This is a genomic window from Rhizobium sp. Leaf341 (assembly GCF_001424325.1).
In the GTDB taxonomy this organism is placed as follows: domain Bacteria; phylum Pseudomonadota; class Alphaproteobacteria; order Rhizobiales; family Rhizobiaceae; genus Ferranicluibacter.
Genome location: NZ_LMPE01000015.1, coordinates 806,270 through 828,205 on the forward strand (window position 1 = coordinate 806,270; position 21,936 = coordinate 828,205).

At 63.7% G+C, this 21,936-nt stretch carries 23 protein-coding genes; 10 read left to right on the forward strand and 13 right to left on the reverse strand.

The window, feature by feature from the left end; translation table 11 throughout:
• Positions 1–49 precede the first annotated feature (49 nt).
• The 6 genes from ASG03_RS18465 to ASG03_RS18490 form a co-directional block, all read right to left on the reverse strand.
• A complete protein-coding gene (locus ASG03_RS18465; protein ID WP_062476553.1) occupies positions 50–1,165 on the reverse strand; it encodes a branched-chain amino acid ABC transporter substrate-binding protein in 1,116 nt (371 codons plus the stop codon).
• Positions 1,166–1,277: 112 nt separating this feature from the next.
• Positions 1,278–1,622: a DUF6867 family protein gene (locus tag ASG03_RS18470; protein ID WP_062476556.1), complete on the reverse strand. Its 345-nt coding sequence runs from the start codon at positions 1,620–1,622 to the stop codon at positions 1,278–1,280.
• A 39-nt stretch (positions 1,623–1,661) separates the two neighbouring features.
• A complete protein-coding gene (locus ASG03_RS18475) occupies positions 1,662–2,384 on the reverse strand; it encodes an ABC transporter ATP-binding protein (protein WP_062476560.1) in 723 nt (240 codons plus the stop codon).
• Positions 2,381–3,289: an ABC transporter ATP-binding protein gene (locus ASG03_RS18480; RefSeq protein ID WP_062476563.1), complete on the reverse strand. Its 909-nt coding sequence runs from the start codon at positions 3,287–3,289 to the stop codon at positions 2,381–2,383. Before ASG03_RS18480 ends, ASG03_RS18475 begins: the two co-directional genes overlap by 4 nt.
• Positions 3,289–4,707, reverse strand: a complete 1,419-nt coding sequence (gene livM / locus ASG03_RS18485) for a high-affinity branched-chain amino acid ABC transporter permease LivM (protein ID WP_062476566.1) — start codon at positions 4,705–4,707, stop codon at positions 3,289–3,291. Before livM ends, ASG03_RS18480 begins: the two co-directional genes overlap by 1 nt.
• Before the next feature lie 4 nt (positions 4,708–4,711).
• The gene (locus ASG03_RS18490; RefSeq protein ID WP_062476569.1) at positions 4,712–5,614 is read right to left on the reverse strand and encodes a branched-chain amino acid ABC transporter permease; all 903 of its coding nucleotides are present in this window, start codon (positions 5,612–5,614) and stop codon (positions 4,712–4,714) included.
• On the opposite strand from ASG03_RS18490, the gene ASG03_RS21580 reads away from it, so the two are divergent.
• The 3 genes from ASG03_RS21580 to ASG03_RS18500 all read left to right on the forward strand — a co-directional run bounded on the left by ASG03_RS21580 (position 5,601) and on the right by ASG03_RS18500 (position 8,062).
• Positions 5,601–5,888 carry a hypothetical protein gene (locus tag ASG03_RS21580; protein ID WP_156379793.1) on the forward strand — a complete coding sequence of 96 codons (288 nt, stop codon included), beginning with the start codon at positions 5,601–5,603 and terminating at the stop codon, positions 5,886–5,888. The genes ASG03_RS18490 and ASG03_RS21580 overlap by 14 nt on opposite strands.
• Positions 5,889–6,088: 200 nt before the next feature.
• Positions 6,089–6,865, forward strand: a complete 777-nt coding sequence (gene cysQ, locus ASG03_RS18495) for a 3'(2'),5'-bisphosphate nucleotidase CysQ (protein ID WP_062476572.1) — start codon at positions 6,089–6,091, stop codon at positions 6,863–6,865.
• 168 nt (positions 6,866–7,033) lie between these two features.
• Complete coding sequence (locus ASG03_RS18500; protein WP_062476575.1) at positions 7,034–8,062, forward strand: DUF2793 domain-containing protein; 1,029 nt, start codon at positions 7,034–7,036, stop codon at positions 8,060–8,062.
• Here the strand turns inward: ASG03_RS18500 and ASG03_RS18505 are convergent.
• Positions 8,046–8,471, reverse strand: coding sequence for a response regulator (locus ASG03_RS18505; protein WP_274533666.1), 426 nt, complete (start codon positions 8,469–8,471; stop codon positions 8,046–8,048). The genes ASG03_RS18500 and ASG03_RS18505 overlap by 17 nt on opposite strands.
• A 313-nt stretch (positions 8,472–8,784) precedes the next feature.
• Between ASG03_RS18505 and ASG03_RS18510 the strand changes: the two genes are divergently transcribed.
• Positions 8,785–8,952 (forward strand): hypothetical protein, encoded by a 168-nt coding sequence (locus tag ASG03_RS18510; RefSeq protein WP_156381864.1) that lies wholly within the window; start codon positions 8,785–8,787, stop codon positions 8,950–8,952.
• Positions 8,953–8,972: 20 nt separating this feature from the next.
• On the opposite strand, the gene ASG03_RS18515 is transcribed toward ASG03_RS18510, so the two are convergent.
• Positions 8,973–9,728, reverse strand: a complete 756-nt coding sequence (locus ASG03_RS18515) for a Crp/Fnr family transcriptional regulator (protein ID WP_062476582.1) — start codon at positions 9,726–9,728, stop codon at positions 8,973–8,975.
• A 198-nt stretch (positions 9,729–9,926) separates the two neighbouring features.
• Between ASG03_RS18515 and ASG03_RS18520 the strand changes: the two genes are divergently transcribed.
• Complete coding sequence (locus ASG03_RS18520) at positions 9,927–10,790, forward strand: SDR family NAD(P)-dependent oxidoreductase (protein ID WP_062695014.1); 864 nt, start codon at positions 9,927–9,929, stop codon at positions 10,788–10,790.
• 11 nt (positions 10,791–10,801) lie between these two features.
• Complete coding sequence (locus tag ASG03_RS18525; RefSeq protein ID WP_062695015.1) at positions 10,802–12,424, forward strand: VOC family protein; 1,623 nt, start codon at positions 10,802–10,804, stop codon at positions 12,422–12,424.
• A 21-nt stretch (positions 12,425–12,445) separates the two neighbouring features.
• Here the strand turns inward: ASG03_RS18525 and ASG03_RS18530 are convergent, their stop codons facing one another.
• Positions 12,446–12,973, reverse strand: a complete 528-nt coding sequence (locus tag ASG03_RS18530; protein WP_244475305.1) for a DUF3833 family protein — start codon at positions 12,971–12,973, stop codon at positions 12,446–12,448.
• 281 nt (positions 12,974–13,254) lie between these two features.
• On the opposite strand from ASG03_RS18530, the gene ASG03_RS18535 reads away from it, so the two are divergent.
• The gene (locus tag ASG03_RS18535) at positions 13,255–14,433 is read left to right on the forward strand and encodes an aminotransferase (RefSeq protein WP_062695019.1); all 1,179 of its coding nucleotides are present in this window, start codon (positions 13,255–13,257) and stop codon (positions 14,431–14,433) included.
• Positions 14,434–14,521: 88 nt separating this feature from the next.
• On the opposite strand, the gene ASG03_RS21585 is transcribed toward ASG03_RS18535, so the two are convergent.
• Complete coding sequence (locus ASG03_RS21585) at positions 14,522–14,680, reverse strand: hypothetical protein (protein ID WP_156466904.1); 159 nt, start codon at positions 14,678–14,680, stop codon at positions 14,522–14,524.
• A gap of 390 nt (positions 14,681–15,070) precedes the next feature.
• On the opposite strand from ASG03_RS21585, the gene ASG03_RS18540 reads away from it, so the two are divergent.
• Positions 15,071–17,029, forward strand: a complete 1,959-nt coding sequence (locus tag ASG03_RS18540) for a sensor histidine kinase (protein WP_062476595.1) — start codon at positions 15,071–15,073, stop codon at positions 17,027–17,029.
• A 61-nt stretch (positions 17,030–17,090) separates the two neighbouring features.
• On the opposite strand, the gene ASG03_RS18545 is transcribed toward ASG03_RS18540, so the two are convergent.
• Positions 17,091–17,489, reverse strand: a complete 399-nt coding sequence (locus tag ASG03_RS18545) for a response regulator (protein WP_062476598.1) — start codon at positions 17,487–17,489, stop codon at positions 17,091–17,093.
• Positions 17,490–17,734: 245 nt separating this feature from the next.
• Here ASG03_RS18545 and ASG03_RS18550 point away from each other — a divergent pair, with 245 nt between their 5' ends.
• Positions 17,735–18,622, forward strand: coding sequence for an FkbM family methyltransferase (locus ASG03_RS18550; RefSeq protein WP_156381865.1), 888 nt, complete (start codon positions 17,735–17,737; stop codon positions 18,620–18,622).
• 58 nt (positions 18,623–18,680) lie between these two features.
• On the opposite strand, the gene ASG03_RS18555 is transcribed toward ASG03_RS18550, so the two are convergent.
• Complete coding sequence (locus ASG03_RS18555) at positions 18,681–19,163, reverse strand: class I SAM-dependent methyltransferase (protein ID WP_062476601.1); 483 nt, start codon at positions 19,161–19,163, stop codon at positions 18,681–18,683.
• A 155-nt stretch (positions 19,164–19,318) separates the two neighbouring features.
• On the opposite strand from ASG03_RS18555, the gene ASG03_RS18560 reads away from it, so the two are divergent.
• A complete protein-coding gene (locus ASG03_RS18560) occupies positions 19,319–20,485 on the forward strand; it encodes a DUF3095 domain-containing protein (protein ID WP_062695021.1) in 1,167 nt (388 codons plus the stop codon).
• A 3-nt stretch (positions 20,486–20,488) separates the two neighbouring features.
• Here ASG03_RS18560 and ASG03_RS18565 read toward each other — a convergent pair whose 3' ends face one another.
• On the reverse strand, positions 20,489–21,820 hold the full coding sequence (locus ASG03_RS18565) for a nucleotide sugar dehydrogenase (RefSeq protein ID WP_062695023.1): 1,332 nt from the start codon (positions 21,818–21,820) through the stop codon (positions 20,489–20,491).
• Between the last annotated feature and the right edge of the window lie 116 nt (positions 21,821–21,936).

Below are 21,936 nucleotides of genomic sequence, written 5' to 3' on the forward strand. Positions count from 1 at the left end.
GCCGGGCTTTTCTCGTTTCGGAGGATATGGCCGAAGCCATGGACCGTGATTACTGCGGGAAGTAGCTGTACTTGCCGTCCGGGCCCTTCTTCCACTCGTACATGATGTAGCCGGGAAGCTTCGGGTCGCCCTTCTCGTCGAAGGACATGTCGCCGAGAACGGTCTTGAACGGACCCTTTTCCTTCATCGCGGTCGCAACGGTTTCCGCGTCGGTGGAGTTTGCGGCCTTGGCAGCGGCTGCAATGGTCTGCAGGGCGGCGTAGGAGTAGAGCGTGTAGGCTTCCGGGTTGAAGCCGGCGGCCTTGAACTTCTCGACCAGTTCCTTGTTCTCCGGGCGGAGCGTCGGATCGGGTCCGAAGGTGTTGAGCGTACCGGCGACCGCGTCGCCCGCGATCGAGGCCAGTTCGTTCGAGACGATACCGTCACCGGACACGAGCGTTGCCTTGAGGCCCTGGTCAGCCGACTGGCGGATGATCAGGCCGGCTTCCGTGTGGAGACCGCCCCAGTAGATGATCGAGACGCCGGCTTCCTTCATCTTGGCGATGAGAGCCGAGAAGTCCTTGTCGCCGGTGTTGACGCCTTCGTACATGACTTCCGTCATGCCGGCAGCGTTCATCGCCTTCTTGGTTTCGTCGGCAAGGCCCTGGCCGTAAGGCGTCTTGTCATGGATGACGGCGACCTTGGCATCCTTGAACTTTTCGACGAGGTAGGCGCCGGCGACGCCGCCCTGCTGGTCGTCACGGCCGCAGGTGCGGAACGTGTTCCAGAGGCCGCGCTCGGTGAAGACCGGGTTGGTGGCAGCCGGGGTGATCTCGAGGATGCCGTTTTCTGCGTAGACTTCAGAAGCCGGAATGGAAACGCCCGAGTTGAAGTGACCGATGACATACTTCACGCCGTCGGCGACGAACTTGTTGGCAACGGAGATGCCCTGCTTCGGGTCGGAAACGTCGTCGCCGAGAACGATCTTGATCTGCTCGCCGTTGATGCCGCCGGCTGCGTTGATGTCAGCGGCTGCCTGCTCGGCACCCTTCTGGAGCTGCGCGCCGAATGCGGCGTTCGGGCCGGTCAGCGGACCGGCAACAGCGATCGTGATGTCCGCCCAGGCCTGGCCGCTGAACGCGACCATCGCCGTCAGCGCAACAGCCGACAAAAGTGACTTCTTCATCCTGTAACTCCCAATTTTCAAGCGGGTCTGTTGCCATAGCCAACGCAGTTCCCACTCTGACTGCGCCGGTGTTCGTTGCGGCCGAGGCGATGCGCCCGCGGCTGTTCCCTTTTTATTTGTTCTTCCACGAGAAGGGCGACGCCTTTTCGTAAAGCCAGTAGTAGCTGTTGACCATCTGGCGCGTCCGATAGAAACGGAAGCCAGCGGTAGAAAACAGCAAAAGAATGATCGTGTCCACAAGGTAATAGTGGAGGCTGAACATGGTGCCGTTGAACAGTGCGTGATGCACGAAACGGATGCCCACGCCGAGCAGCGCGGTGTAGATCAGGACGGTCGCATAGGTCTGCCAGCCGTCCGCGACGCTCTTTCCCGTGCGCCAGGCCGCCCAGCCGCCGAGCACGCACGTGATCAGCATGAACTGAAGGATCGAAGGCTCTTCGTGAAGAATGCCCTGCATGTCAGAAACTCCCGGTGGAAGGGATGAAGGAAGCGGCGCTCAATGGTGCCCGCCTTCGAGATAGGCGGCGCGCACTTCAGGATTGGCCAGCAGCTCGCGGCCACCGCCGCTCATCGTCACCTGTCCGTTGACCATGACATAGCCGCGATGCGACAGCTTGAGGGCGGCGAAGGCGTTCTGCTCGACAAGGAATACCGTCAGGCCTTCCGTCTCGTTCAGCTTCTTGATCGCCTCGAAGATGCCCTTGACGATCAGCGGCGCCAGCCCGAGCGACGGTTCGTCGAGAAGAAGAAGCTTCGGACGCGCCATCAATGCGCGGCCGATGGACAGCATCTGCTGTTCGCCGCCCGACAGCGTGCCGCCGCGCTGCGACTGCCGCTCCTTCAGACGCGGGAACAGCGTGAAGATCTTCTCGATGTCCTCGTTGAAATACTTGAGATTGTCGAGGCTCGCGCCCATTTGCAGGTTTTCATAGACCGTCATGCGCGGGAAGATGCGCCGCCCTTCGGGCGACTGCGCGATCCGCAACCGTGCGATCTCGTGTGTCGGCATGCGGGTGATGTCCTGACCGTCGAAGATCACCGATCCCGTGCGCGCCTGGGGGCTGCCGCAGATCGTCATCATCAGCGTGGACTTGCCGGCGCCGTTCGCGCCGATCATGCAGACGATCTCGCCCGGCTCCACGACGACATCGACGCCACCCAGCGCCCGGATGTTTCCGTAATAGGTCTCGACGCCCTTGACGTGAAGAAGCGGGCTCATGGGCGCTCTCCCGTGCTGCCGGTCTCGTGACCGACCGTTGCCGCAACCTCTTCCACTTCCGCAATCACCTCGTCGACCTCATCATCCTCGACACCGAGATAGGCCGCGATGACCTTCGGGTCGTTCTGTACGAATTGCGGATTGCCGTCCGAGATCTTCTGCCCGTATTCCAGCACCACGACGTGGTCCGAGATCTCCATGACCACCGACATGTCATGCTCGATCAGAAGGATCGAGGTGCCCGTGTCGGTGCGGATATCGCGCAGCAGCGTGTTGAGCGCCAGCGACTCCCGGGGATTGAGGCCCGCCGCGGGTTCGTCGAGGCAGAGAAGCTCCGGTCCGGTGCACATCGCCCGGGCAATTTCCAGCCGGCGCTGCGCGCCATAGGGAAGATCCCCGGCCGGATCGTCGGCGCGGTCGGTCAGCGACGCCTTATCGAGCCAGTACTTGGCAAGCTCGATGCTGGCGAGAGACGCCTTCTTGTAGGCAGGAAAGCCGAAGAGACCAAGGACCGTGTAGCCCGAGGCGCGCATCAGCGCGTTGTGCTGGGCAACGAGCAGGTTTTCGAGCACCGTCAGGCCCGAGAACAGGCGGATGTTCTGAAACGTCCGCGCGACCTTTGCCCGCTTGGTGATCTCGAAATCCGGCAGGCGCTCCAGCAGGAACTCCTTGCCGCTCTTCTGGCGCATCGTGATCATGCCCATGGTCGGCTTGTAGAAGCCGGTGATGCAGTTGAACACGGTCGTCTTGCCGGCCCCGTTCGGGCCGATGAGGGCGGTGATCTCGCCGCGGGTGGCTTCGAACGAGAAGTCGTTGATGGCCATCAGGCCGCCGAAGCGCATGGAGAGATGTTCGACCTTCAGGATTGGATCCTTGGACATTGTCGTCGCCGTTCCCGTAACCATCAGCCGTGCCCTTCCTTGGTAAAGCTTCCCGACACGTTCTTTCTGGTGTGGAGGAAGGCCGACGGCGCACGCGAACCGACGAAGCCCCGCGGCTTGAACAACATCACGACCACCATGGCGAGACCGAAGATCAGCATGCGGTAGAGTTCCGGCGTGAATTCGGGGCCGAAGACGACCTTGAGGAAGCTCATCTCGCGCAGCAGTTCCGTACCCCCGACCATGACGACCGCCGCAATGGCGATGCCGGTCAGCGACCCCATACCGCCGAGAACGACGATGGCGAGGATGACGGCGGACTCGATGAACACGAAGCTTTCTGGCGACACGAAGCCCTGACGTGCCGCGAAGAACGAGCCTGCAAACCCGCCGAACATCGCGCCGGTTGCAAACGCCGTCAGCTTGGTGGTGACCGTGTTTATGCCGAGCGAGCGGCAGGCGATCTCGTCTTCCCGCAGCGCTTCCCAGGCGCGGCCGATCGGCATGCGCCGCAGGCGGATCGTGACATAGGCCGTCAGCATGCAGAGCAGCAGGATCACGTAGAACAGGAAGATCTTGTAATATGCGGACGACATCGGCAGACCGAATGCCTTGGCGAAGTTCGACGGCGAGCCGACGTCGAACGACCAGATGCCAAAGACCGATGCCTTGGCGATACCCGAGATCCCGAAGGTCCCCTTGGTCACTTCCGTCCAGTTGATCAGCACCAGGCGGATGATTTCACCGAAGGCGAGCGTCACGATGGCGAGATAGTCGCCGCGCAGACGCAGAACCGGGAAACCGAGGACGATGCCCCAGAGAGCCGCAAAGATGCCGGCGAGCGGCAGCAGGACCCAGAAGGACAGCCCGAAATGGGTGGACAGGAGCGCGTAGGAATAGGCGCCCACGGCGTAGAACGCGACATAGCCGAGGTCGAGAAGTCCCGCGAGACCGACCACGATGTTGAGCCCCCAGGCCAGCATGACGTAGATCAGGATCTGGATCCCGAAATTGTCGACCAGGAGCAGCGAGCCCTGAACGCCGCGCAACATCACGGAAACCGGCGGGTAGATCAGCAGGGCGACGAGCGCGATCTTGAGGAAATGGCGATGGAAGAAGCCCTTGTCCTCGGAAACGTCGAGAACGCCGCTCTTGGCCTTTTCCAGTTTGCGCTTGTCCAGCGCCGGCCGGATGAAGGCGACGTTGACGAAGCGACCGACGGCGGCGACCAGCACGAACACCGCCAGCAGGCCCCAGCGCATGCGCCAGACGAGCTCGTTGTTGATGTTCTGGTAGGTCTCCACGCCGACAAAGAGGCAGAAGAGCCCGAGAGAGACGAGGCCGGCGTAGAAGGCTTCCTTGAAGGCGCGCGCCATCACGCTCTGCTCGGCATGCGGCTCGGACGCGGGCTTCGGGGATACGGGAGAGGAAATGTTCGCCATGGACTTATACCTTCTCCACTTCGGGCCGGCCGAGAATGCCGGTCGGCTTGAAAATCAGAACGACCGCGAGGATGACGAAGGTTGCGACGTCCTTGTAGGCGATGGAGAAGTAGGCCGACCACAGGCTTTCGATGAGGCCGATGAGGATACCGCCGAGGACGGCGCCCGGCAGAGAGCCGATACCGCCGAGGACGGCCGCCGTGAAGGCCTTGACGCCCGGAATGAAGCCATCGGTGAAGACCGAAACACCGTAATACATCAGATACATCGTACCCGCGACGGCAGCGAGAGCGGCCCCCATGATGAAGGTGATGGAAATCGTGCGGTCGACGTCGATCCCGAGCAGCGCCGCCATCTTGCGGTCCTGTTCGGTGGCGCGCTGGGCGCGGCCGAGCGGCGTCTTGTTGACGATATACCAGAAGATGGTGAGCAGGATGGCGGTGACGACGATGATCACGATCTGCTTCAGCGAGATCGAAATGCCGAGCACCTCAAAATTGGAGTTGACCAGCGGCGGGATCGGCTTGTTGCGCGGCCCCTGCACCACCTGGATGAAGTTGGACAGCGCGATCGACATGCCGATCGCGGTGATCAGCGGCGCAAGCCGGAACGACCCGCGCAACGGCCGGTAGGCGATCCGCTCGATCGTCCAGTTCCAGAGGCCTGCCAGGAGCATGGCCACGATCATCATCACGAGCAGGGCAAGGACGACGGGGATGCCGGCAAAGAGCGTCGTGAGGATCAGGAAGACGATGAGGGCGGCAAAGCTGCCCAGCATGAAGATATCGCCATGGGCGAAGTTAATCATGCCGATAATGCCGTAGACCATCGTGTAGCCGATGGCGATCATGCCGTAGATAGATCCGAGAGTCAGCCCGTTGACGAGCTGCTGGATGAAGTACACCATCTATTTTCCCCTGGACCAGATCCCTTGTCGGGTCCGGCCTCGTGTTCTGCAGTCCGTTGAGGACCCGACGTTTGCGGGGATTCCATACTGTTTTCGTTCGAAAAGAAAAGCACAAAAAGAAGGCACCCAACAGATTCTTTTCCAACAGGAAAAAATCTGGCGGTTTCGTCGGCAATCAGCTGAGTTGAATGCAGTAAACGCTTACATTTTAAGCAAATCAGGGCTTTGCGCTGGCGCCCATGCCCTGCAACGCACGGCAACCATCCGTCTGTAATCTCTTGCGAAACGCGTCCGGCACACCGCGTGGCCCCGGCCTGCCCCACTCCGGGGTCCGGGTCCCGGCACCACGGAATGTAACGATCGTTTACAGGGATTTGCCTGACGAATGAGGCAAATCCCTGTATGGTTGTGGAGAAAGGCGGTGGGCGCGGACATCCCGGCCATCGTAGACGGGAAAGGAGCGCGGCAGGCGCGATGTTGGACGTGTTGGAGAAGGCAGCGGTCGAAGCCGGGCGGGCGGTCATCGACGTCTACAATATCGGCGCGGAGGTTCGCTACAAGGAGGACGCCTCCCCCGTCACCGATGCCGACGAAAGTGCGGAGCGCATCATCCTGCGACATCTCAAGGGAGCATTCCCCGACATTCCCGTGGTTGCCGAGGAAGCCGCATCGGCAGGTCTCGTTCCCGATATCGACGGGCGCGCCTTCTTCCTCGTCGATCCGCTGGACGGCACCAAGGAATTCGTCGGACGCAATCACGATTTCACGGTCAACATCGCCTTGATCGAGGCGGGGGCGCCGACGTTCGGCGTCGTCTACGCGCCGGCCCTCGGCATTCTCTATGCGGCAGAGCGCAACAGGGCCCGCAAGTCCGTCGTCTCCGGGCAGACGGAGATCGGCACGCCCACCATCATCGGCTGCCGCCAGCGCGGCGACAGGATCGTGGCGCTGGCCAGCCGCTCGCACAACAGCGCAGAAACCATTGCCTATCTCGCGGAACATGGCGTCACCGATTACGAGTCGGTCGGCTCCTCCTTGAAGTTCTGCCTGCTCGCCGAAGGGCTGGCCGACATCTATCCCCGCCTCAGCCGCACGATGGAGTGGGACACGGCGGCAGGAGATGCCGTCTTGCGCGCGGCGGGTGGGGAAACCCTGACCATGGACGGCAACCCTCTCTTCTATGGCAAGCGCAACCAGCGATCCGACGTGGATTTCGCAAATCCCTATTTCGTTTCCCGCGGCCGCGGCTGACACGCGTCGGCATGGGGTGGTGCCAGAGCGGCGGGGCTGCATCGCAAACGACGGGCAGGCCGGGGAGAAGAAACGGAAAAAACCCTTGCAAACCAACGCCAGGACCTTGCGATCCTCCCCGCGGGCAGACTGCCGCGCACACTGACGGCACCCCGACAGGAGATGCCGATGAGCGAGACGACCCCCAACCTCGAAATGCCCTACATCCTGCCATCGCAGGCCCAGAAGCACGTCACGCACAATGAGGCGCTGCAGCGGCTGGATGCGCTGACGCAGCTGGTCATCGTCGCGACCCTGTCGCAACCTCCGGCCGACCCCAACCCAGGCGCCTGCTACGAGGTCGCGGCGGACCCGGCCGGCCCTTGGTTCGGAAAGGCCGGCACGATCGCTCTCTGGGATGACGGGGCCTGGACCTTCCTCACCCCTCGACCGGGCTGGCGCGCGACCTTGGCGCAAGATCACCGCCTCCATATCCACGACGGCACGCGCTTTCGCCCTTACGATGCGCTTTCCGGCCTGGAGAGGCTCGGCGTCAACGCCACGGCCGACGAGGTCAATCGCCTTGCCGTTTCGGGAGATGCCACGCTGCTCAGCCATGCCGGCCATGGCCATCAGCTCAAGATCAACAAGGCGACACCGGCCGATGTCGCGAGCCTGCTTTTCCAGAGCGGCTGGTCCGGCCGGGCGGAAATGGGCTTGAGCGGTGCAGACACGTTTGCCCTCAAGACCAGCGCCGACGGTGCGCTCTGGCAGGAGGCGTTGCGCGTAGATGCCGCCGGTCGCGTGCATCTGCCGCAAAGACCGATCGCCCGTGCGACCACGGCGGCCGGCACGTCAACGCCCGTCGAGGGCAGTGAAAGCGGATTTTCGTCCCTGCCGCTCTCGCAAGGCGGCTTCGCGCTCGGCGCCCCGGTCGCAGGCGGCGGCCAGAGCCTCGTGGTCCCGGCAACCGGTCTCTATTTCGTGACGCTCAAGGCGGAGATCCAGCCGACGGGCACGTTCTCGCTCGCTTTGCAGTCCGGCACGCAGACCCTTGCGACGCTTCGGGAATTTTCCGGCGCATCCGCCCGACATGCCGGCACCGTCAGTGCGCTTGCCGCCCTGACGGCCGGCGACGCCTTGCGGCTTGTTTATGCCGGCAGCGCCACGGTCACCTATGGCAGCGACCGGACGGAGGTGCTTATCGCGATGCTTTAGAGGCCGCTTCGGTGGACGGCGTCAACGCGTCGTCTGCCCCCGATACGGAGGCAAGAAGCTGGCTCATCGAGATCTCGTTGAACGGCTTGGTAATGCGCGGTCGGTCACGATGGCTGCCGGGAAACATCGCGCTCTCGCCATAGCCGCTGACGAAGCCGAACGGCGTATCGCGGGCGATCAGGATATTGGCGAAATCGAAGCTCGTCTCGTTGCCGAGATTGACGTCGAGCAGGGCAAAATCAAAAACATGGTCCTGCACCAGCTGCGTTGCCTGCGCGACGTTCGTCGCGATATCGACCGTCTCAACGCCGAGGGTCCGCAGGATATCCTCGGCCTCCATCGCGATGATGAAATTGTCTTCCAGCACGAGGACGCGTTTGATTGACGAAAGTGTTTCCAAACGCTGCACCAAGATCCATTCGTTGAGAGGCAGTTCGGGCGACAGGAGCCGTTCGGCTCGCTCGACCCACAAATATGATTCGACGTCCTCAAATTCAACACTAGAGCCAACAGGCGGCCCTCACATTTAAATAAGACATATCGTGAACCCGCCACGTGGCGACGTCCGGCCGTCGTGTCGCGGTCGAGACGACGTCCGAGGTGTCCACGCTCCTTCAGGAACGGAACGCCGCCTGGAAGTGTTTTCGAAAGTCCTCACGCTCGACGGGAACTTTTAACACTTGTGGCGCATTCTTGTCATCGGGAGCAAGAGGGAGGATATCATGACAGCCAGCGAAATTGAAAGACTGGAGCAGGCCGCGCGAAGCGTGTTCGGTCACGATGACGGCGAAGCGATCATTGTCGAGGAAAAGCAAGGCTTTATCGACCGGATCCGCGCCTATGTCACAAAACGCCTCGCCGTGCGCGCACCCATGCTCCCCGGCGCCTGAAGGCGCGCCTCGGAACTCTGTCAGATGAACGGCCGCCGGATGACCTCAAGGCCATCCCAGTCCGCGACGCGCATCAGACCCTCGGCATCCAGCACGTCGCAGCCGCGGTCCGCCCAGCGGATGAGATTGCGTTCCGCGAGCTTCTTCAGCGTCTTGTTCGTGTGCACGATCGAGAGGCCCAAGGTGTCGGCCACATGCTGTTGCGTCAGCGGGATCGACACACGCTCTCCCTTGAAAAGATTAGACGCATTGGCTCGCTGCGAGAGGAACGACAGCAGGTAGGCTGCGCGCTCCAGCGCTGTGCGCCGTCCGATGCTCAAGAGGTGCTCGTCGAGGATCCGCTCTTCCTGGGACGCGATCCAGGTCACGTCGAAGGCAAGGTCGGGATGGTTGCGATAGACCTGACCGAGCCTTTCGCGCTCGAACACGCACAGTGTCAGCGCCGATAGCGCCTCCACCGAATGCTTCATTTCGCCCATCAGGCTGCCCTGCAGGCCGACGAGATCGCCGGGCATGATGTAGTTGAGGATCTGCCGGCGGCCGTCCCCCATCATCTTGTAGCGGAAACCCCAGCCCGACAGCACGGTGAAGAGATGGGCGCTGTGGTTGCCCTCGACCAGAACGGTGGTTCCGGCATCGACCGAAAGTTCGCCCGTCTTGAAATGCGAAACGAAGGCGAGTTCCTCGGGCTGAAATTCGCGAAAGGTCGGCAGATGACGCAGAGGACATTGGTCGCACGGCGTCTGCCGGCTATTGCGCGTTCTCGGGGGATACATTGGGACTCGAAGAGAGAGACGAATGGGATGACGAAGAAGAGGTCTGGCTCGGCAGGCGGTCTGGCGCTGAAGGAACAGGAAAAGGCGGGCAGAAGCAAGAGGATGGACTTGCGCCTCCTCCTTACCTACTTTCGTGGGCGACACTATTAAATTTGCTAACCGCGCCCCTCTTAAATCAGGGCAGATTTCGGACCCAACATGACACATGCCGCCCTTACCGCCAATGCCGTCGCCCTCGTCACCGGAGGCGCCTCCGGCATCGGCCTTGCCGCCGCGCACCGCTTTGCGTCCCTCGGCATGAAGGTGGTGGTGGCCGATCGCAAGGGTGAGCGCCTGGCGGACGCCGCGCGCACCGTCGCCGCGGTCTCCCCGCATGGGACCGACGGCGTTCTCGCCTGCGCAACGGACGTCTCGGAACTCGAGGCGCTGGAGACCCTGCAGGAAGAGGTGATCGCGCGATTCGGCAAGGTCCACGTGCTGATGAACAATGCCGGCATCCAGCCCGGAAGCGCGCTGTTCGGCCCGCTTGAAAACTGGGAACGCGTGATGGCCGTCAATCTCGGGGGCGTCATCAACGGGACGCGCGTGTTCGGCCCGGCCATGATCGCGCATGGCGAACCCGGCCTCATCATCAACACCGGATCCAAGCAGGGCATCACCACCCCACCCGGAGATCCCGCCTACAACGTTGCGAAGGCCGGCGTCAAAGCCTTCACCGAAGCTCTGGAACACGAGCTGCGCACGACGCCGGACTGCCGGATCGCTGCGCATCTGCTCATCCCCGGCTTCGTCTATACCGGGCTGACCGCAAACGGCCGGACCGAGAAGCCGGACGCGGCCTGGACGCCCGAGCAGACGGTCGATTTCATGATGGACAGTCTCGCGCGCCACGACTTCTACATTCTCTGCCCGGACAACGACGTCAGCCGCGAACTCGACGAAAAGCGCATCCTCTGGGCGGCCGGCGACATCGTCGAAAACCGGCCGCCGCTGTCCCGCTGGCATCCCGATCATGCCGAGGCCTTCCGCACCTATCTGACCAAGGAGCGTCCGCGGCAGTAGGAGAGACCACCATGACAGCGAACCCCCGCGACTTCGACCGCGTTGCGCCGAACGGCACCAGCGGCCTTCACCACGTCACACTCATTACCCGGAAGGTGCAGGCAAACGTCGATTTCTATGTCGGATTTCTCGGTCTGCGCCTCGTCAAGCGGACCGCCGGCTTTGAAGACGCAGCACAGCTGCACCTCTTTTACGGCGACAGGACGGGGACGCCCGGCTCGCTGGTGTCGTTCCTTGTCTGGGAAGACGGTGGCCCCGGCAGGGTCGGCGAAGGCCAGCCGAGCGAAATCGCCTTTGCCATCGCACCCGGGTCGATCGGCTTCTGGCTGCAGCGTGCGCTGCGCTACCTGGTGCCGGTCTCGGGCCCGGCCCCGGAATTCGGCGAGCCCGTTCTGCGCCTGAAGGATCCCGACGGCGTCATCGTCAAGCTGGTGGGGACGACGGCAGTGCCCGGCCGAAACCCGGCCGCGACCGACGGCATTCCGCCCGAAGACGCCATCCGTGCGCTGCGCGGCGCCACCATCCTCACGAGCCGGGCTGCGGAGACGTCGTCCTTCCTGCAGCGCCATACCGGTTTTCGGTCCAGCGAGAAGAGCGAGACGATCGAACGCCTGCGCTCGGACGCGGGCGACGTGATCGATGTGCGCGACGCCAGCGGCTTCTGGACATCCGCACCCGGCACCGGCACCATCGACCATATTGCGGTACGCGCGCCCTCCCGCGCGGCCGTGGAGGCGCTGCGGGAGAGGCTCGGCGAGGAGAATGCCGGCCCGACCCCGGCACATGACCGGACCTATTTCTTCTCGCTCTATGTTCGGGAACCCGGCGGCAGCCTGATCGAGGTCGCGACCGATAGCCCGGGCATGACGATCGACGAAGACGAGGCGACCTTGGGAACCCGGCTGTTCGTGCCGGGTCACTTTCGGGATATCGCAGGAGAGACCGCGACCCTTGAGGACATGACCGTTCTCCTCCCGCAGTTCGGCCTTCCGGGCGAGGAACGTTTTGCGGCGCGCGACCTGCCGTTCATCCATCGTCTTCATCAGGCAGACGCACCGGACGGCAGCACGCTGTTTCTGCTGCACGGCAGCGGCGCGAACGAGCTGAGCCTGCTGCCGCTTGCCCGCAAGGCAGCGCCGCATGCCCTGCTGGTCGCCCTCCGCGGGCGCAGCCTCGAGGAAGGTGCGCCGCGCTTCTACCGGCGCCTTGGCGCAGCGACGTTCGATCAGGCCGATATTGCGAGCGAGGCCGAAGCCCTTGCAGCCTTTGTCGACGGTGCGGCGTCCGGCTACGGCATCGATCTCGAGCGCGCAGCGTTTCTCGGCTGTTCCAACGGCGCGAACCTGATTGCCGCCAGCCTGTTCCTGCAGCCGGGGCTCATCCGCCGGGCCATCCTGCTGCGCAGCATGATGCCGCTTGAGACCGTTCCGGAGGCAGACCTGTCCGGCACCGACGTTCTCGTCGTCTCCGGCGCCGACGACAGCTTTGACGCCTACCGACCCGCCCAGGTGAAAGCCCTGACGGAGGCCGGCGCGGAGACGACCGTGGTCACGCTCGCTGCCGGCCATGAACTCTCGCCGGAAGACGCCAGTACCGTCGCCCGCTGGTTGGACGCGCGTCCCGCACGGTCTTGACCGTGAGAGACACGCCTCCGGCTATTTGCGGAAGTCGATCTTCACGCGGGCGACAGGCAGGATCGTCTTCCACACGACGGCTGTGTTCGTCATGGTCTTGCCGTCACGCGCAAATGTCAGCGTGTCGAAGAAACGATAGAGATCCTGCTTCGGGCCGGGATCGAGGTCGACAAGATAGTTGAACCGCACGACGTTGCCGTCGACCCGCACCGTCGTGCCGCCGATGACGTCTTCGCGCGTGCCGCTGTAGGTCGTCGGACCGGTGCGCACGAAACGCCAGGTCTTCCGCTCCTTGGCGCCGTCCGCATAGCGGATGTCCTCGCGCAGGGTCAGTCCGGTCTTGGTAACGGTGCCGCGCAGCGCGATGTCGAGGTCTCGCCGGGTACCGTTGATGGCCCGGAACGTGCCAGCGGCGTGGGTCTGCCCCCGAAAGAAGCGCTCCATCAACGTCTCGCGCATCGGGCCCGCCGTCTGGGCGAAGGCCCCGCCCGAGGCGGTCAGGAGAGTGGCAGCAAGGGTGGTCGCGAAAACGGTTGATGCGATCTTCATGATCATCTCCATTCAGTTCTGAAGACGATACGGATCTCAGGGCGGATCGGTTTCTCCGACGCGTGCAAAACATCGGGACGGCACGACAGTGTGAAGCTCTTGGCCTTGGCTTTGGGGGCGGCTTCTGGAATTGTGCGGCAAATCGCCCCACACACACCCGGATCCGCTTCCGGCGCAAATCAGCCACCATTTTCCCTGAACGCTCCGTGCCCAATAGATTCCGATGCTGATCCAGACGACCTCAAGGCCGGCGGACCATCATCACACACAGGAACGAACCCATGCCGACATTCAACCCGCTGGTCGCCCGGCTGTCGCCGCCGCCCGTCCCCTCGGTCGCCGCCTGGGCCAGAGACTATGATGGCGGGCACGGCCCGCTGATCGACCTCAGTCAGGCCGTGCCCGGCTATCCGCCGCAGGCCGACATGCTGACATGGCTCGGCGAGGCCGCGTCGTCCCGGGAAGCGGCAGGCTACGGTCCGATCGAAGGGGAAGCCTCTCTGCGCGCAGCCTATGCGACGCATGTCGCCGAACTCTACGGTGCACCGCTTGCCGCCCGGCACGTCCAGATCACCGCCGGCTGCAACCAGGCCTTCGCCGCAGCCGTGATCGCACTCGTCCAGGCCGGAGACACCGTCCTGATGACCAACCCCTATTTCTTCAACCACGAAACGACGCTGTCGATGCTCGGCATCAACGTCGATCTTGTGCCCTGCGACGCGGCCGATCGCTTCGTCCCGGATATCGAGACGATCGAGGCTTCGTTGCATCCGCGCGTCCGGGCGCTGGCCCTGGTCTCGCCAAACAACCCGACGGGCGCCGTCTATCCGGCCGATCGGCTGGCCGACATCTATGATCTCTGCCGCCGGAAGGGGATCTGGCTGATCCTCGACGAGACCTATCGCGACTTTCTGGACGATACGACCAAGCCGCCGCACGCGATCTTTTCACGGGAGGGCTGGCAGAGCCATTTCGTCAGCCTCTACAGCTTCTCGAAATCCTACTGTATCCCGGGCCACCGGATCGGCGCCATCACCGGCGGCGTGCAGATGATCCAGCAGATCGCAAAGGTCATGGACAACCTGCAGATCTGCGCGCCCCGCGTCGGCCAGATGGCTCTGGTCAAGGCCATCCCCTCCCTTGCCGCCTGGCGCGACGAGAACCGACGCGAGATCGGTCGTCGCCGTGCGGCAATGCAGGCGGTGATGGCGGGCCTGCAGGGCTGGAAACTCGAATCGATCGGCGCCTACTTCGCTTATGTCCGCCACCCCTACCCCGACATCAGCGCGGAATTCGTTGCGGCCAAGCTTGCAGCCCTAGCCGGCGTCGTCTGCCTTCCCGGCGATTATTTCGGCGAGATCCAGGAGGGTTTCCTGCGGTTCGCCTTCGCCAACGCCGATGTCGAGACGATCGGCCTCCTGCGTCGGCGCCTCGAAGATTTCAAACTGCCAGGTATCTGACGCTCCGAAACCAAGTTGTCCGCAAAAGAAAAACCGGACTGCGGCTGCAGTCCGGTTTTTTTCAAATGGCACGACGAAAGCGAGGCTCTCAGATGGCCCCGCAGACGCAGGCTGCGATGAACGCGAAGGCCGCAACCAGCGTCAGCGTGCGCAGCACCGCATGAAGGCTGGGCAGATGTGCCGTCGAAGCGGCATCGGAATATCGGGCGTGGGGTACGTGCAGGATCTGTTTCGACGTTCGCATCATATCCTCCAGAACTAGCGAGCCGTTTCACATTCGCAAAATCGACCGTGGTCGGCTCTGCGTCTACATTCTTGAATTTCCACCGATTTCATAGACAATTTATTCCAAGCTCCCGGTCGTTTGCGAAATTTCGTACTTTCCGGGATCCCTCGCCATGAAAACGTCGATCCGCATCCATGGTTCCGCCGCGTCTTCATCCTTTCTTCATGCACGATCCGAACGCATTACAGGCAGTGCGGGATCGTTGACGTTCCCGCGTTTTTTCCTGCATCTCTGTTGCGGACAGAGCGAGCAGGCATGGCGATAGGCTCATGAAAACAGATGACTTTCGGCCGGTCTTGCCTATATTGCCCGAAGGCGCGTGGAGCGACCGAACCCGATCCGAGATGCGCCATGCAGAGTTCTTCCCCGCCAGATGCTACCCGAGACGCCAGCCTCGACGCCGTCGCTGCGCGCTCCGGTGCCGCCAGCCGCTGGTCGATCGTCGCTGCCTCGCAAAACGAGACCGCGCGCCTTCTGGAAAGCCGCGATTGGAGCCAGACGCCGCTTGGTCCGCGCGACCGCTGGCCCACATCCGTGACCAGCCTTGTCCGGGTCATCCTCGCCTCGCCGGTCGCGATGACGCTTCTTCTCGGACCCGAAGGCATCATGATCTACAATGCCGGCTATGCCACCATAGCGGCCGGACGCCACCCCGGCTGCTTCGGCATGTCGGCCCTGACGGCATGGCCCGAGATCGCCGATTTCAACCGCACCATCATCGATGGCGTGCTGAGGGGGGCCTGCTTCTCCTACGCGGACATGGAGATGACGGTGAACCGGAACGGCGCCGAGGAGCGCGTCTGGTTCGATTTGGACTATAGCCCCGTCTTTGACGACGACGGCGACATCATCGGCGCGCTCGCCGTCGTGGTGGAAACGACGAAGGTGGTCGAGGCGGAGCTGGCGCTGTCGCGCAACCGCGAAAAGCTTTCGCTGGCCTTGCAGGCATCCGGCGTGGTGGGCATCTGGGACTGGGACGTCGTCGCCGATCGCGTCTATGCCGATGACAAGTTCGCGTCCCTCTACGGCGTCGATCCCGCGGCCGCGGCGACGGATGGCGTACCGATCTCCGGCTTCACCGCGGCCATCCATCCCGACGACGCCGAGCGCGTGGCGGAGGTTCTCGGCGCCGTCATGACGAGCGGCGAGAAACTGTCGATCGAATACAGGCTTGTCCAGTCGGATGGGTCGGTGCGGTGGGTTCTGGCCGAGGGGCAGCCGCTGATCAAAGACGGGATCTGCGTCCGGTTTCCCGGCATCGCCGTCGACATCACCTCGCAGAAGGAAGTGGCCGAAGCCTATGCGCAATCGGAGGCAGGCTTTCGCACCCTTGCCAACACGATGCCGCAGATGGTGTGGGCGACACGCCCGGACGGGTTTCACGATTACTACAATGCCCGCTGGTACGAGTTTACCGGCGTGCCATCGGGCTCGACCGACGGCGCCGGCTGGAGCGGCATCTTTCACCCGGACGATCAGGACCGCGCCTGGTCGCTCTGGCGCCAGAGCCTGGAGACCGGCGAGCCCTACCAGATCGAATACCGGCTTCGTCATCACAGCGGAGCCTATCGCTGGGTCTTGGGGCGCGCGCTGCCGATCCGCGATGCCGACGGCCGGATCACCCGCTGGTACGGCACCTGCACCGACATCCACGACGCCAAGATGGCGCAGGCGGAACGCGAGGTGGTGGCGCACGAACTGAGCCACCGGATCAAGAACATCTTCTCGGTACTCAGCGGCATCATCAGCCTGTCCGCGCGCTCCGAACCGCAGGCCCGCGGCTTTGCCGAGCTTCTGCGCAAGCGCATCGACGCCATGGGGCGCGCCCATGATTTCGTCCGGCCGCACAGCGAGAGGTCGCGTCTGACCATGCCGGACACGACCCTGTTCAACCTTTTGACGCGGCTGTTGGAACCCTATTGGGGCGAGTCCGGAACCGGCGCGATCCAGCTCTCGGGCGACGACACGGTGATCGCCGATAGCGCGGCCACGCCCCTCGCGCTTCTCCTGCACGAGCTCGGCACAAATTCGGCAAAGTATGGCGCCCTGTCCACGACCGACGGGCGGGTCGAGATCACGGGGCGGATCGACGGCGAGACCTATCACCTGACCTGGAAGGAAAAGCTTGAAGACATCGTCATAACCGAGCCGGAGAGGGATGGATTCGGCTCGCGCCTGATGACGATCAGCACGGAAGGCCAGCTCGAAGGCCAGCTCGAACGCTTTTGGGAAGCGGACGGGTTGCGCCTCGAGGCTGCCATACCCTTGAGGGCATTGACGCGCAGCGGGCATGTCGGCCGCCGTTCGTAGCGCCGCCGCTCGTCCCGAAAGACCGATGTTCAGAGAAGGTTATTGCGCGCCGGGGCTGCGTTTACGCGAACACCCGCAGCCGAGCAGGCGCGGACGCCGGACGCGCTTCGCGCAGTGCGACCGTATAGCGGACAGCTGCCTTTAATTCGTCCTCGGCGACAGGCTTCGGCAGAACGCCGACGGCGCCCGGAAACGGGTCGCCGACCTGAGACGGATTGGCCGTCATGAACAGCACGGTCATGCCGTGGCGCTCGGCCAGCAGGCGACCGATGTCGCAACCGGTCGCACCGTCACGCAGGTTGAGGTCCACAAGTGCGATATCGGCAAGAGGCGCGAGCTTGATCGCCGATGCGGTATCGGCGGCAATTCCAACGGGCCGGTGGCCCAGCTCTTCGACCACGTACTCGATTTCGGTCGCGACGAAAATCTCGTCTTCGACCACCATGATATTGCAACTCATACCGACACTTCCACCTCAGAGACCGAAACGACCCGTTCCGCATATCACACCGGAAAACCGGGTGTGACCGCCCCTGGAGCAGGATCGTGACACCCGCTAATGCGGAAGGACGCGAAAAGTTCCCGCTGGAAAAACCTGATCTTCCAACGCACCGCCGATGGCGCAAAAAAGCCGAAAGAGGCCTTTTTTTCGCAAGGCTCCTATGGTGTAACCCGCGCAACGCGATCGATCGGGAAAGGTGGCGCATGCCCCTCGTCAACGACATGCCGGTCTTCCGACGCTGGAAGCGCCGTCTTCGCAAGCTGCGCAACCGCATCGCGCGCCGGGCGTTTGCGACACGCTACGGGCGGGAGCTGCTGATCCAGTGCGTCAGCCCGCGCGTGCTCACCATGACGGCCGACTGCGGCGACCATGTCATGACCTTCTCGCCGCACGACTATATCGGCCGCAAGATCTATCGGAAAGGCCAGTTCGAGCGCGATCACGTCGTCCGTCTTCTTGCCGCTCTCGCGGAGCGCGAGATTGCGCTGACGGGCGCCCTCCTCGAGGTCGGCGGCAATATCGGCACGCAGACGCTCTACTTCGCGCTCGGCAGTGCCGTCCCGCATATTGTGACGATCGAGGCGGATCCGCGAAACTACGCGCTGCTCCGCCAGAACATCGACCAGAATGGGCTTCGGGAGCGGATCACCGCCATTGCCTGCGCCGCGGGCGAGACGACGGGCACGATCGACTTTTTCCAGCATCCCGACAATCACGGCAAGAGCAGCACCACGCGGCAAAGCCCGCGCGACCGACAGATCACCGTGCCCGTGCGCCCGGTGATGGACATTCTGTCCGACGCGGGTATCGCGGCCGGGGACGTGTCGCTGATCTTCATGGACATCGAGGGTTACGAGCCCGTCGCGGCGCGTTCGATGATCCCGCTTCTCGAACGCCGGACGCCGTTCTATCTCGAGTTCTCGCCGGTCTTCTACGGCCGCAGCGAGGCGCTGGCCTTCGCACGGTGGCTCGGCGCGTTCTATTCGCGCTGCATCGTCTTCACCGAAACCGGTATGACCGAAATGGCGCTGGCCGACATTCCGCTTGACGAGGATCAGTTCGACCTGCTGCTCCTGCCCGACGCGCTCTAACGCATGTCGCCCGAACGTGTGCAGCGGTTTTGGGAAACGACATGCATCAAAACATGACCTAAAGCCGGCGATAGAGGTAGTAGCGTTTCGGATCGATCCCCGCCGGTACCGAAAGGGGCGCCAGGTCCGCATGCTCCAGCGGCAGGCCGCTGGCGACGATCCCGCCGGAGGCCAGGGCCTCGGCCAGTCTCGGCGGCAGCCAGCGCTTCGTCTCGGCGTCCACATCGGGATAGGCGGTTCCAATATCGGCGTGTGCGAAGGCTGCACCAAGGCCGGCCACGGTCTTCAACGTCTCCGCGATTTCGCCGAGCACCAGGTCGCCCTCCGCGGGCGTCGACGCCGGGTGCGATCCCACGGCGCGATCGAAGGCGATGATCCGGCGGCCGGGGAAGATCTCGCGGATATGATCGTAGGTGCGACCGTTTCCGAGCCCGATCTCGAGCACGGGCCCTGTCCCCGGGAGCGCCATGTCATCGCGGATATGGTTGAGGATGGCGCGCTGCGCCAGCAGGCGGGCGATGAAGCTGTCGAGACGACTCATGCAGGCGGTTTCCGGTGATGAGAGGGCCCTCTATAGGACCTCGGCCATGCCGCAGGCAACAGATGACCCGTTCCGCAGGGAGCCGGAGGGCAACCCACGCAAAAGTCATCCCGTGCGGCCCTTTCGCAAGGGTCCGGTTGTGCTACCTTCCCGACATGGCACAGGTGCAGAGCGACCGCTTCTTTTCCACACTCCCCGTCTTCACGGCGTTCGAGGGCGTGGCGGATGCGCGCAACTATCGCCCGCTGCCGATCGACTGGTGGATCGCCAGCGCCGATATCGTCGATTCCACCGGAGCCATCGAGGCCGGCCGCTACAAGGCCGTGAACATGGCCGGCGCCAGCGTCATCTCGTCGGTTCTGAATGCCGTCGGCCATTTCGAGCTTCCCTTCGTCTTCGGCGGTGACGGCGCGCTCGTGGCGCTGCCGCCCTCGGCCCTGGTGGCGGCCACATCCGCGCTCGCTTCGGTGCAGCTCTACACGCGCGAGGAACTCGACCTCGACCTGCGGGCGGCGCTTATTCCCGTCTCCGATATTCGCACCGCCGGGTTCGATGTCCGGGTTGCGCGGTTCCAGGTCAGCCCGGACGTGTCCTATGCCATGTTTGCCGGCGGCGGCGGTGCATGGGCGGAAAACGAGATGAAGGCCGGACGCTATCTGGTCGCTCCGGCACCGGCCGGCGCCCGCCCGGACCTTACCGGCCTGTCCTGTCGCTGGAACCCGATTGCCTCGCGTCATGGCGCCATCGTCTCGATCATCGCGGTGCCCTGCCCCGGCACGGACACCGCGCCCTTCGCGCGGCTCGTGGCCGATATCGTCGCGCTCGCCGCGGGCGAGGAGCGCGAGGGGCATCCGGTGCCGGCGGACGGTCCGACCATCGGTCTCTCCCGCGAGGGACTGGAAACGGAGGTGCGGACGGTGGGCGTGCAGAGCCGTCTGCGCAAGCGCGGCCGTGTTCTCCTCGAGGCGGCCCTGACCTACGGGCTGGCGCGGCTCGGGCTGACGCTCGGCCGGTTCGATCCAAAGATCTATCGCCAGGATGTCGCCAGCAATTCGGATTTCCGCAAGTTCGACGACGGCCTGAAGATGACGATCGACATCGACGCCGGACGGCTCGCCAACATCGAGGCGCGGCTGGCGCGCGCCGCGTCGGACGGCGTCTGCCGCTACGGCCTGCATCGACAGGACGAAGCGCTGATGACCTGCATCGTGCCCACGGCGCTCAGCCGCGACCATATGCATTTCATCGATGGCGCCAATGGCGGCTATGCCATGGCGGCCAGCCATCTCAAGGCACCGATGCAGCTGGCGCCATCGGCCTGAGGATCAGGCTTTCACGATCCGTTGGCCAGAGATGCCCCGGCGCGCAAAGACGTTGCGCGTATCGATGACCAGCGGCGCCTGTTGCGCGACGAGCGCATAGTCGACGTCGTCGTGATCCGTGGCCACCAGCACGGCGTCGAACTGGCCAAGCTCGCTGAGAGGCACCGAGCGCCGACCCTTCAGTGCCAGATATTCGCGTGTCTTCGGAATTTCGTCCACATGCGGGTCATGGAAGGATGCACGGCCGCCGCGTTCCTCGATGAGCTCGATCAGCTTGAGCGACGGGCTCTCGCGGATATCCGGCACGTTCTTCTTGTAGGCCAGACCGAGCACGAGGACGCGCGACCGGCTGAGCGCCTTGCCGAGGTGAATATCCAGCGCTTCGGCGAGACGCCCGACGATGTGCTTCGGCATGGCCGAATTGATCTCGCCTGCGAGTTCGATGAACCGGGTCGGCATCTCGTATTCGCGAGACTTCCAGGTCAGATAGAACGGATCGATCGGGATGCAGTGACCGCCAAGGCCTGGCCCGGGATAAAACGGCATGTACCCGAACGGCTTGGTCTTCGCTGCGTCGATCACCTCCCAGATGTCGACGCCCATGGCCTCGAAGACGGTCTTCAGCTCGTTGACCAGCGCGATGTTGACGGCGCGGAAGATGTTCTCCGTCAGCTTCACAGCTTCGGCCGTCGCCGTGGTCGACACCGGCACGACCCGTTCCACCACGGCCGCATAGAAGGCCTCCATCGCCTCGGCCGCCAGCTGGCCGTCACCGGCGACGATCTTCGGGATGCTGGTGGTCGAGAAATCCCGATTGCCGGGATCCTCGCGCTCCGGCGAGAAGCCGAGGAACACCTCGCCACCGATATCGAGCCCGGTGGCCGCCAGGATCGGTCGCACGACATCCGTCGTCGTGCCGGGATACGTCGTAGATTCCAGCACGACGAGCTGCCCCGGGCGCAGCCGCCGCGCGATCTCCTGGCAGGTCTTGATGATATAGGTCAGGTCGGGATCGCGGTGGCGCGTGAGCGGTGTCGGCACGCAGATGATGATGACGTCGCAGGCCGCGAGACCGTCGAAATCGACCGTCGCGGAAAACCGGCCCGCCTCCCGCTCTTCGGCGAGCACGGCGTCGCTGACCGCCTCGATGTAGGACCGGCCTCCCTCGATGGCGACGATCTTGCCGGGATCGATGTCGAACCCCGTGACCGTGAACCCCTTGCGCGCAATGGCGATCGCAAGCGGCAGTCCGACATATCCGAGACCGATGACGCCCGCACGAGCCGTACGGCCGGCGATCCGCGACAGGAGATCCGCGTGGGAAGACATGCTCATCGGTAGCCTTGCGGTTGGGACGTGCCTCGCACGCCGGAGCTTGGCAGATGCGGACTTGGGGTGGCTCTGTCAAGACCGGACGCGGCGTCCCCGCGTGCTGCGCCCCTGTCGGGGAG

What these genes read in the sequence shown, in the direction of transcription:
- ASG03_RS18465 (WP_062476553.1), bottom strand. Translation starts at nt 1,165, where the DNA reads ATGAAGAAGTCACTTTTGTCGGCTGTTGCGCTGACGGCGATGGTCGCG.
- ASG03_RS18470 (WP_062476556.1), bottom strand. Translation starts at nt 1,622, where the DNA reads ATGCAGGGCATTCTTCACGAAGAGCCTTCGATCCTTCAGTTCATGCTG.
- ASG03_RS18475 (WP_062476560.1), bottom strand. Translation starts at nt 2,384, where the DNA reads ATGAGCCCGCTTCTTCACGTCAAGGGCGTCGAGACCTATTACGGAAAC.
- ASG03_RS18480 (WP_062476563.1), bottom strand. Translation starts at nt 3,289, where the DNA reads ATGGTTACGGGAACGGCGACGACAATGTCCAAGGATCCAATCCTGAAG.
- livM (WP_062476566.1), bottom strand. Translation starts at nt 4,707, where the DNA reads ATGGCGAACATTTCCTCTCCCGTATCCCCGAAGCCCGCGTCCGAGCCG.
- ASG03_RS21580 (WP_156379793.1), top strand. Translation starts at nt 5,601, where the DNA reads ATGAAGTACACCATCTATTTTCCCCTGGACCAGATCCCTTGTCGGGTC.
- ASG03_RS18490 (WP_062476569.1), bottom strand. Translation starts at nt 5,614, where the DNA reads ATGGTGTACTTCATCCAGCAGCTCGTCAACGGGCTGACTCTCGGATCT.
- cysQ (WP_062476572.1), top strand. Translation starts at nt 6,089, where the DNA reads ATGTTGGACGTGTTGGAGAAGGCAGCGGTCGAAGCCGGGCGGGCGGTC.
- ASG03_RS18500 (WP_062476575.1), top strand. Translation starts at nt 7,034, where the DNA reads ATGAGCGAGACGACCCCCAACCTCGAAATGCCCTACATCCTGCCATCG.
- ASG03_RS18510 (WP_156381864.1), top strand. Translation starts at nt 8,785, where the DNA reads ATGACAGCCAGCGAAATTGAAAGACTGGAGCAGGCCGCGCGAAGCGTG.
- ASG03_RS18515 (WP_062476582.1), bottom strand. Translation starts at nt 9,728, where the DNA reads ATGTATCCCCCGAGAACGCGCAATAGCCGGCAGACGCCGTGCGACCAA.
- ASG03_RS18520 (WP_062695014.1), top strand. Translation starts at nt 9,927, where the DNA reads ATGACACATGCCGCCCTTACCGCCAATGCCGTCGCCCTCGTCACCGGA.
- ASG03_RS18525 (WP_062695015.1), top strand. Translation starts at nt 10,802, where the DNA reads ATGACAGCGAACCCCCGCGACTTCGACCGCGTTGCGCCGAACGGCACC.
- ASG03_RS18530 (WP_244475305.1), bottom strand. Translation starts at nt 12,973, where the DNA reads ATGAAGATCGCATCAACCGTTTTCGCGACCACCCTTGCTGCCACTCTC.
- ASG03_RS18535 (WP_062695019.1), top strand. Translation starts at nt 13,255, where the DNA reads ATGCCGACATTCAACCCGCTGGTCGCCCGGCTGTCGCCGCCGCCCGTC.
- ASG03_RS21585 (WP_156466904.1), bottom strand. Translation starts at nt 14,680, where the DNA reads ATGATGCGAACGTCGAAACAGATCCTGCACGTACCCCACGCCCGATAT.
- ASG03_RS18540 (WP_062476595.1), top strand. Translation starts at nt 15,071, where the DNA reads ATGCAGAGTTCTTCCCCGCCAGATGCTACCCGAGACGCCAGCCTCGAC.
- ASG03_RS18545 (WP_062476598.1), bottom strand. Translation starts at nt 17,489, where the DNA reads ATGAGTTGCAATATCATGGTGGTCGAAGACGAGATTTTCGTCGCGACC.
- ASG03_RS18550 (WP_156381865.1), top strand. Translation starts at nt 17,735, where the DNA reads ATGCCCCTCGTCAACGACATGCCGGTCTTCCGACGCTGGAAGCGCCGT.
- ASG03_RS18555 (WP_062476601.1), bottom strand. Translation starts at nt 19,163, where the DNA reads ATGAGTCGTCTCGACAGCTTCATCGCCCGCCTGCTGGCGCAGCGCGCC.
- ASG03_RS18560 (WP_062695021.1), top strand. Translation starts at nt 19,319, where the DNA reads ATGGCACAGGTGCAGAGCGACCGCTTCTTTTCCACACTCCCCGTCTTC.
- ASG03_RS18565 (WP_062695023.1), bottom strand. Translation starts at nt 21,820, where the DNA reads ATGAGCATGTCTTCCCACGCGGATCTCCTGTCGCGGATCGCCGGCCGT.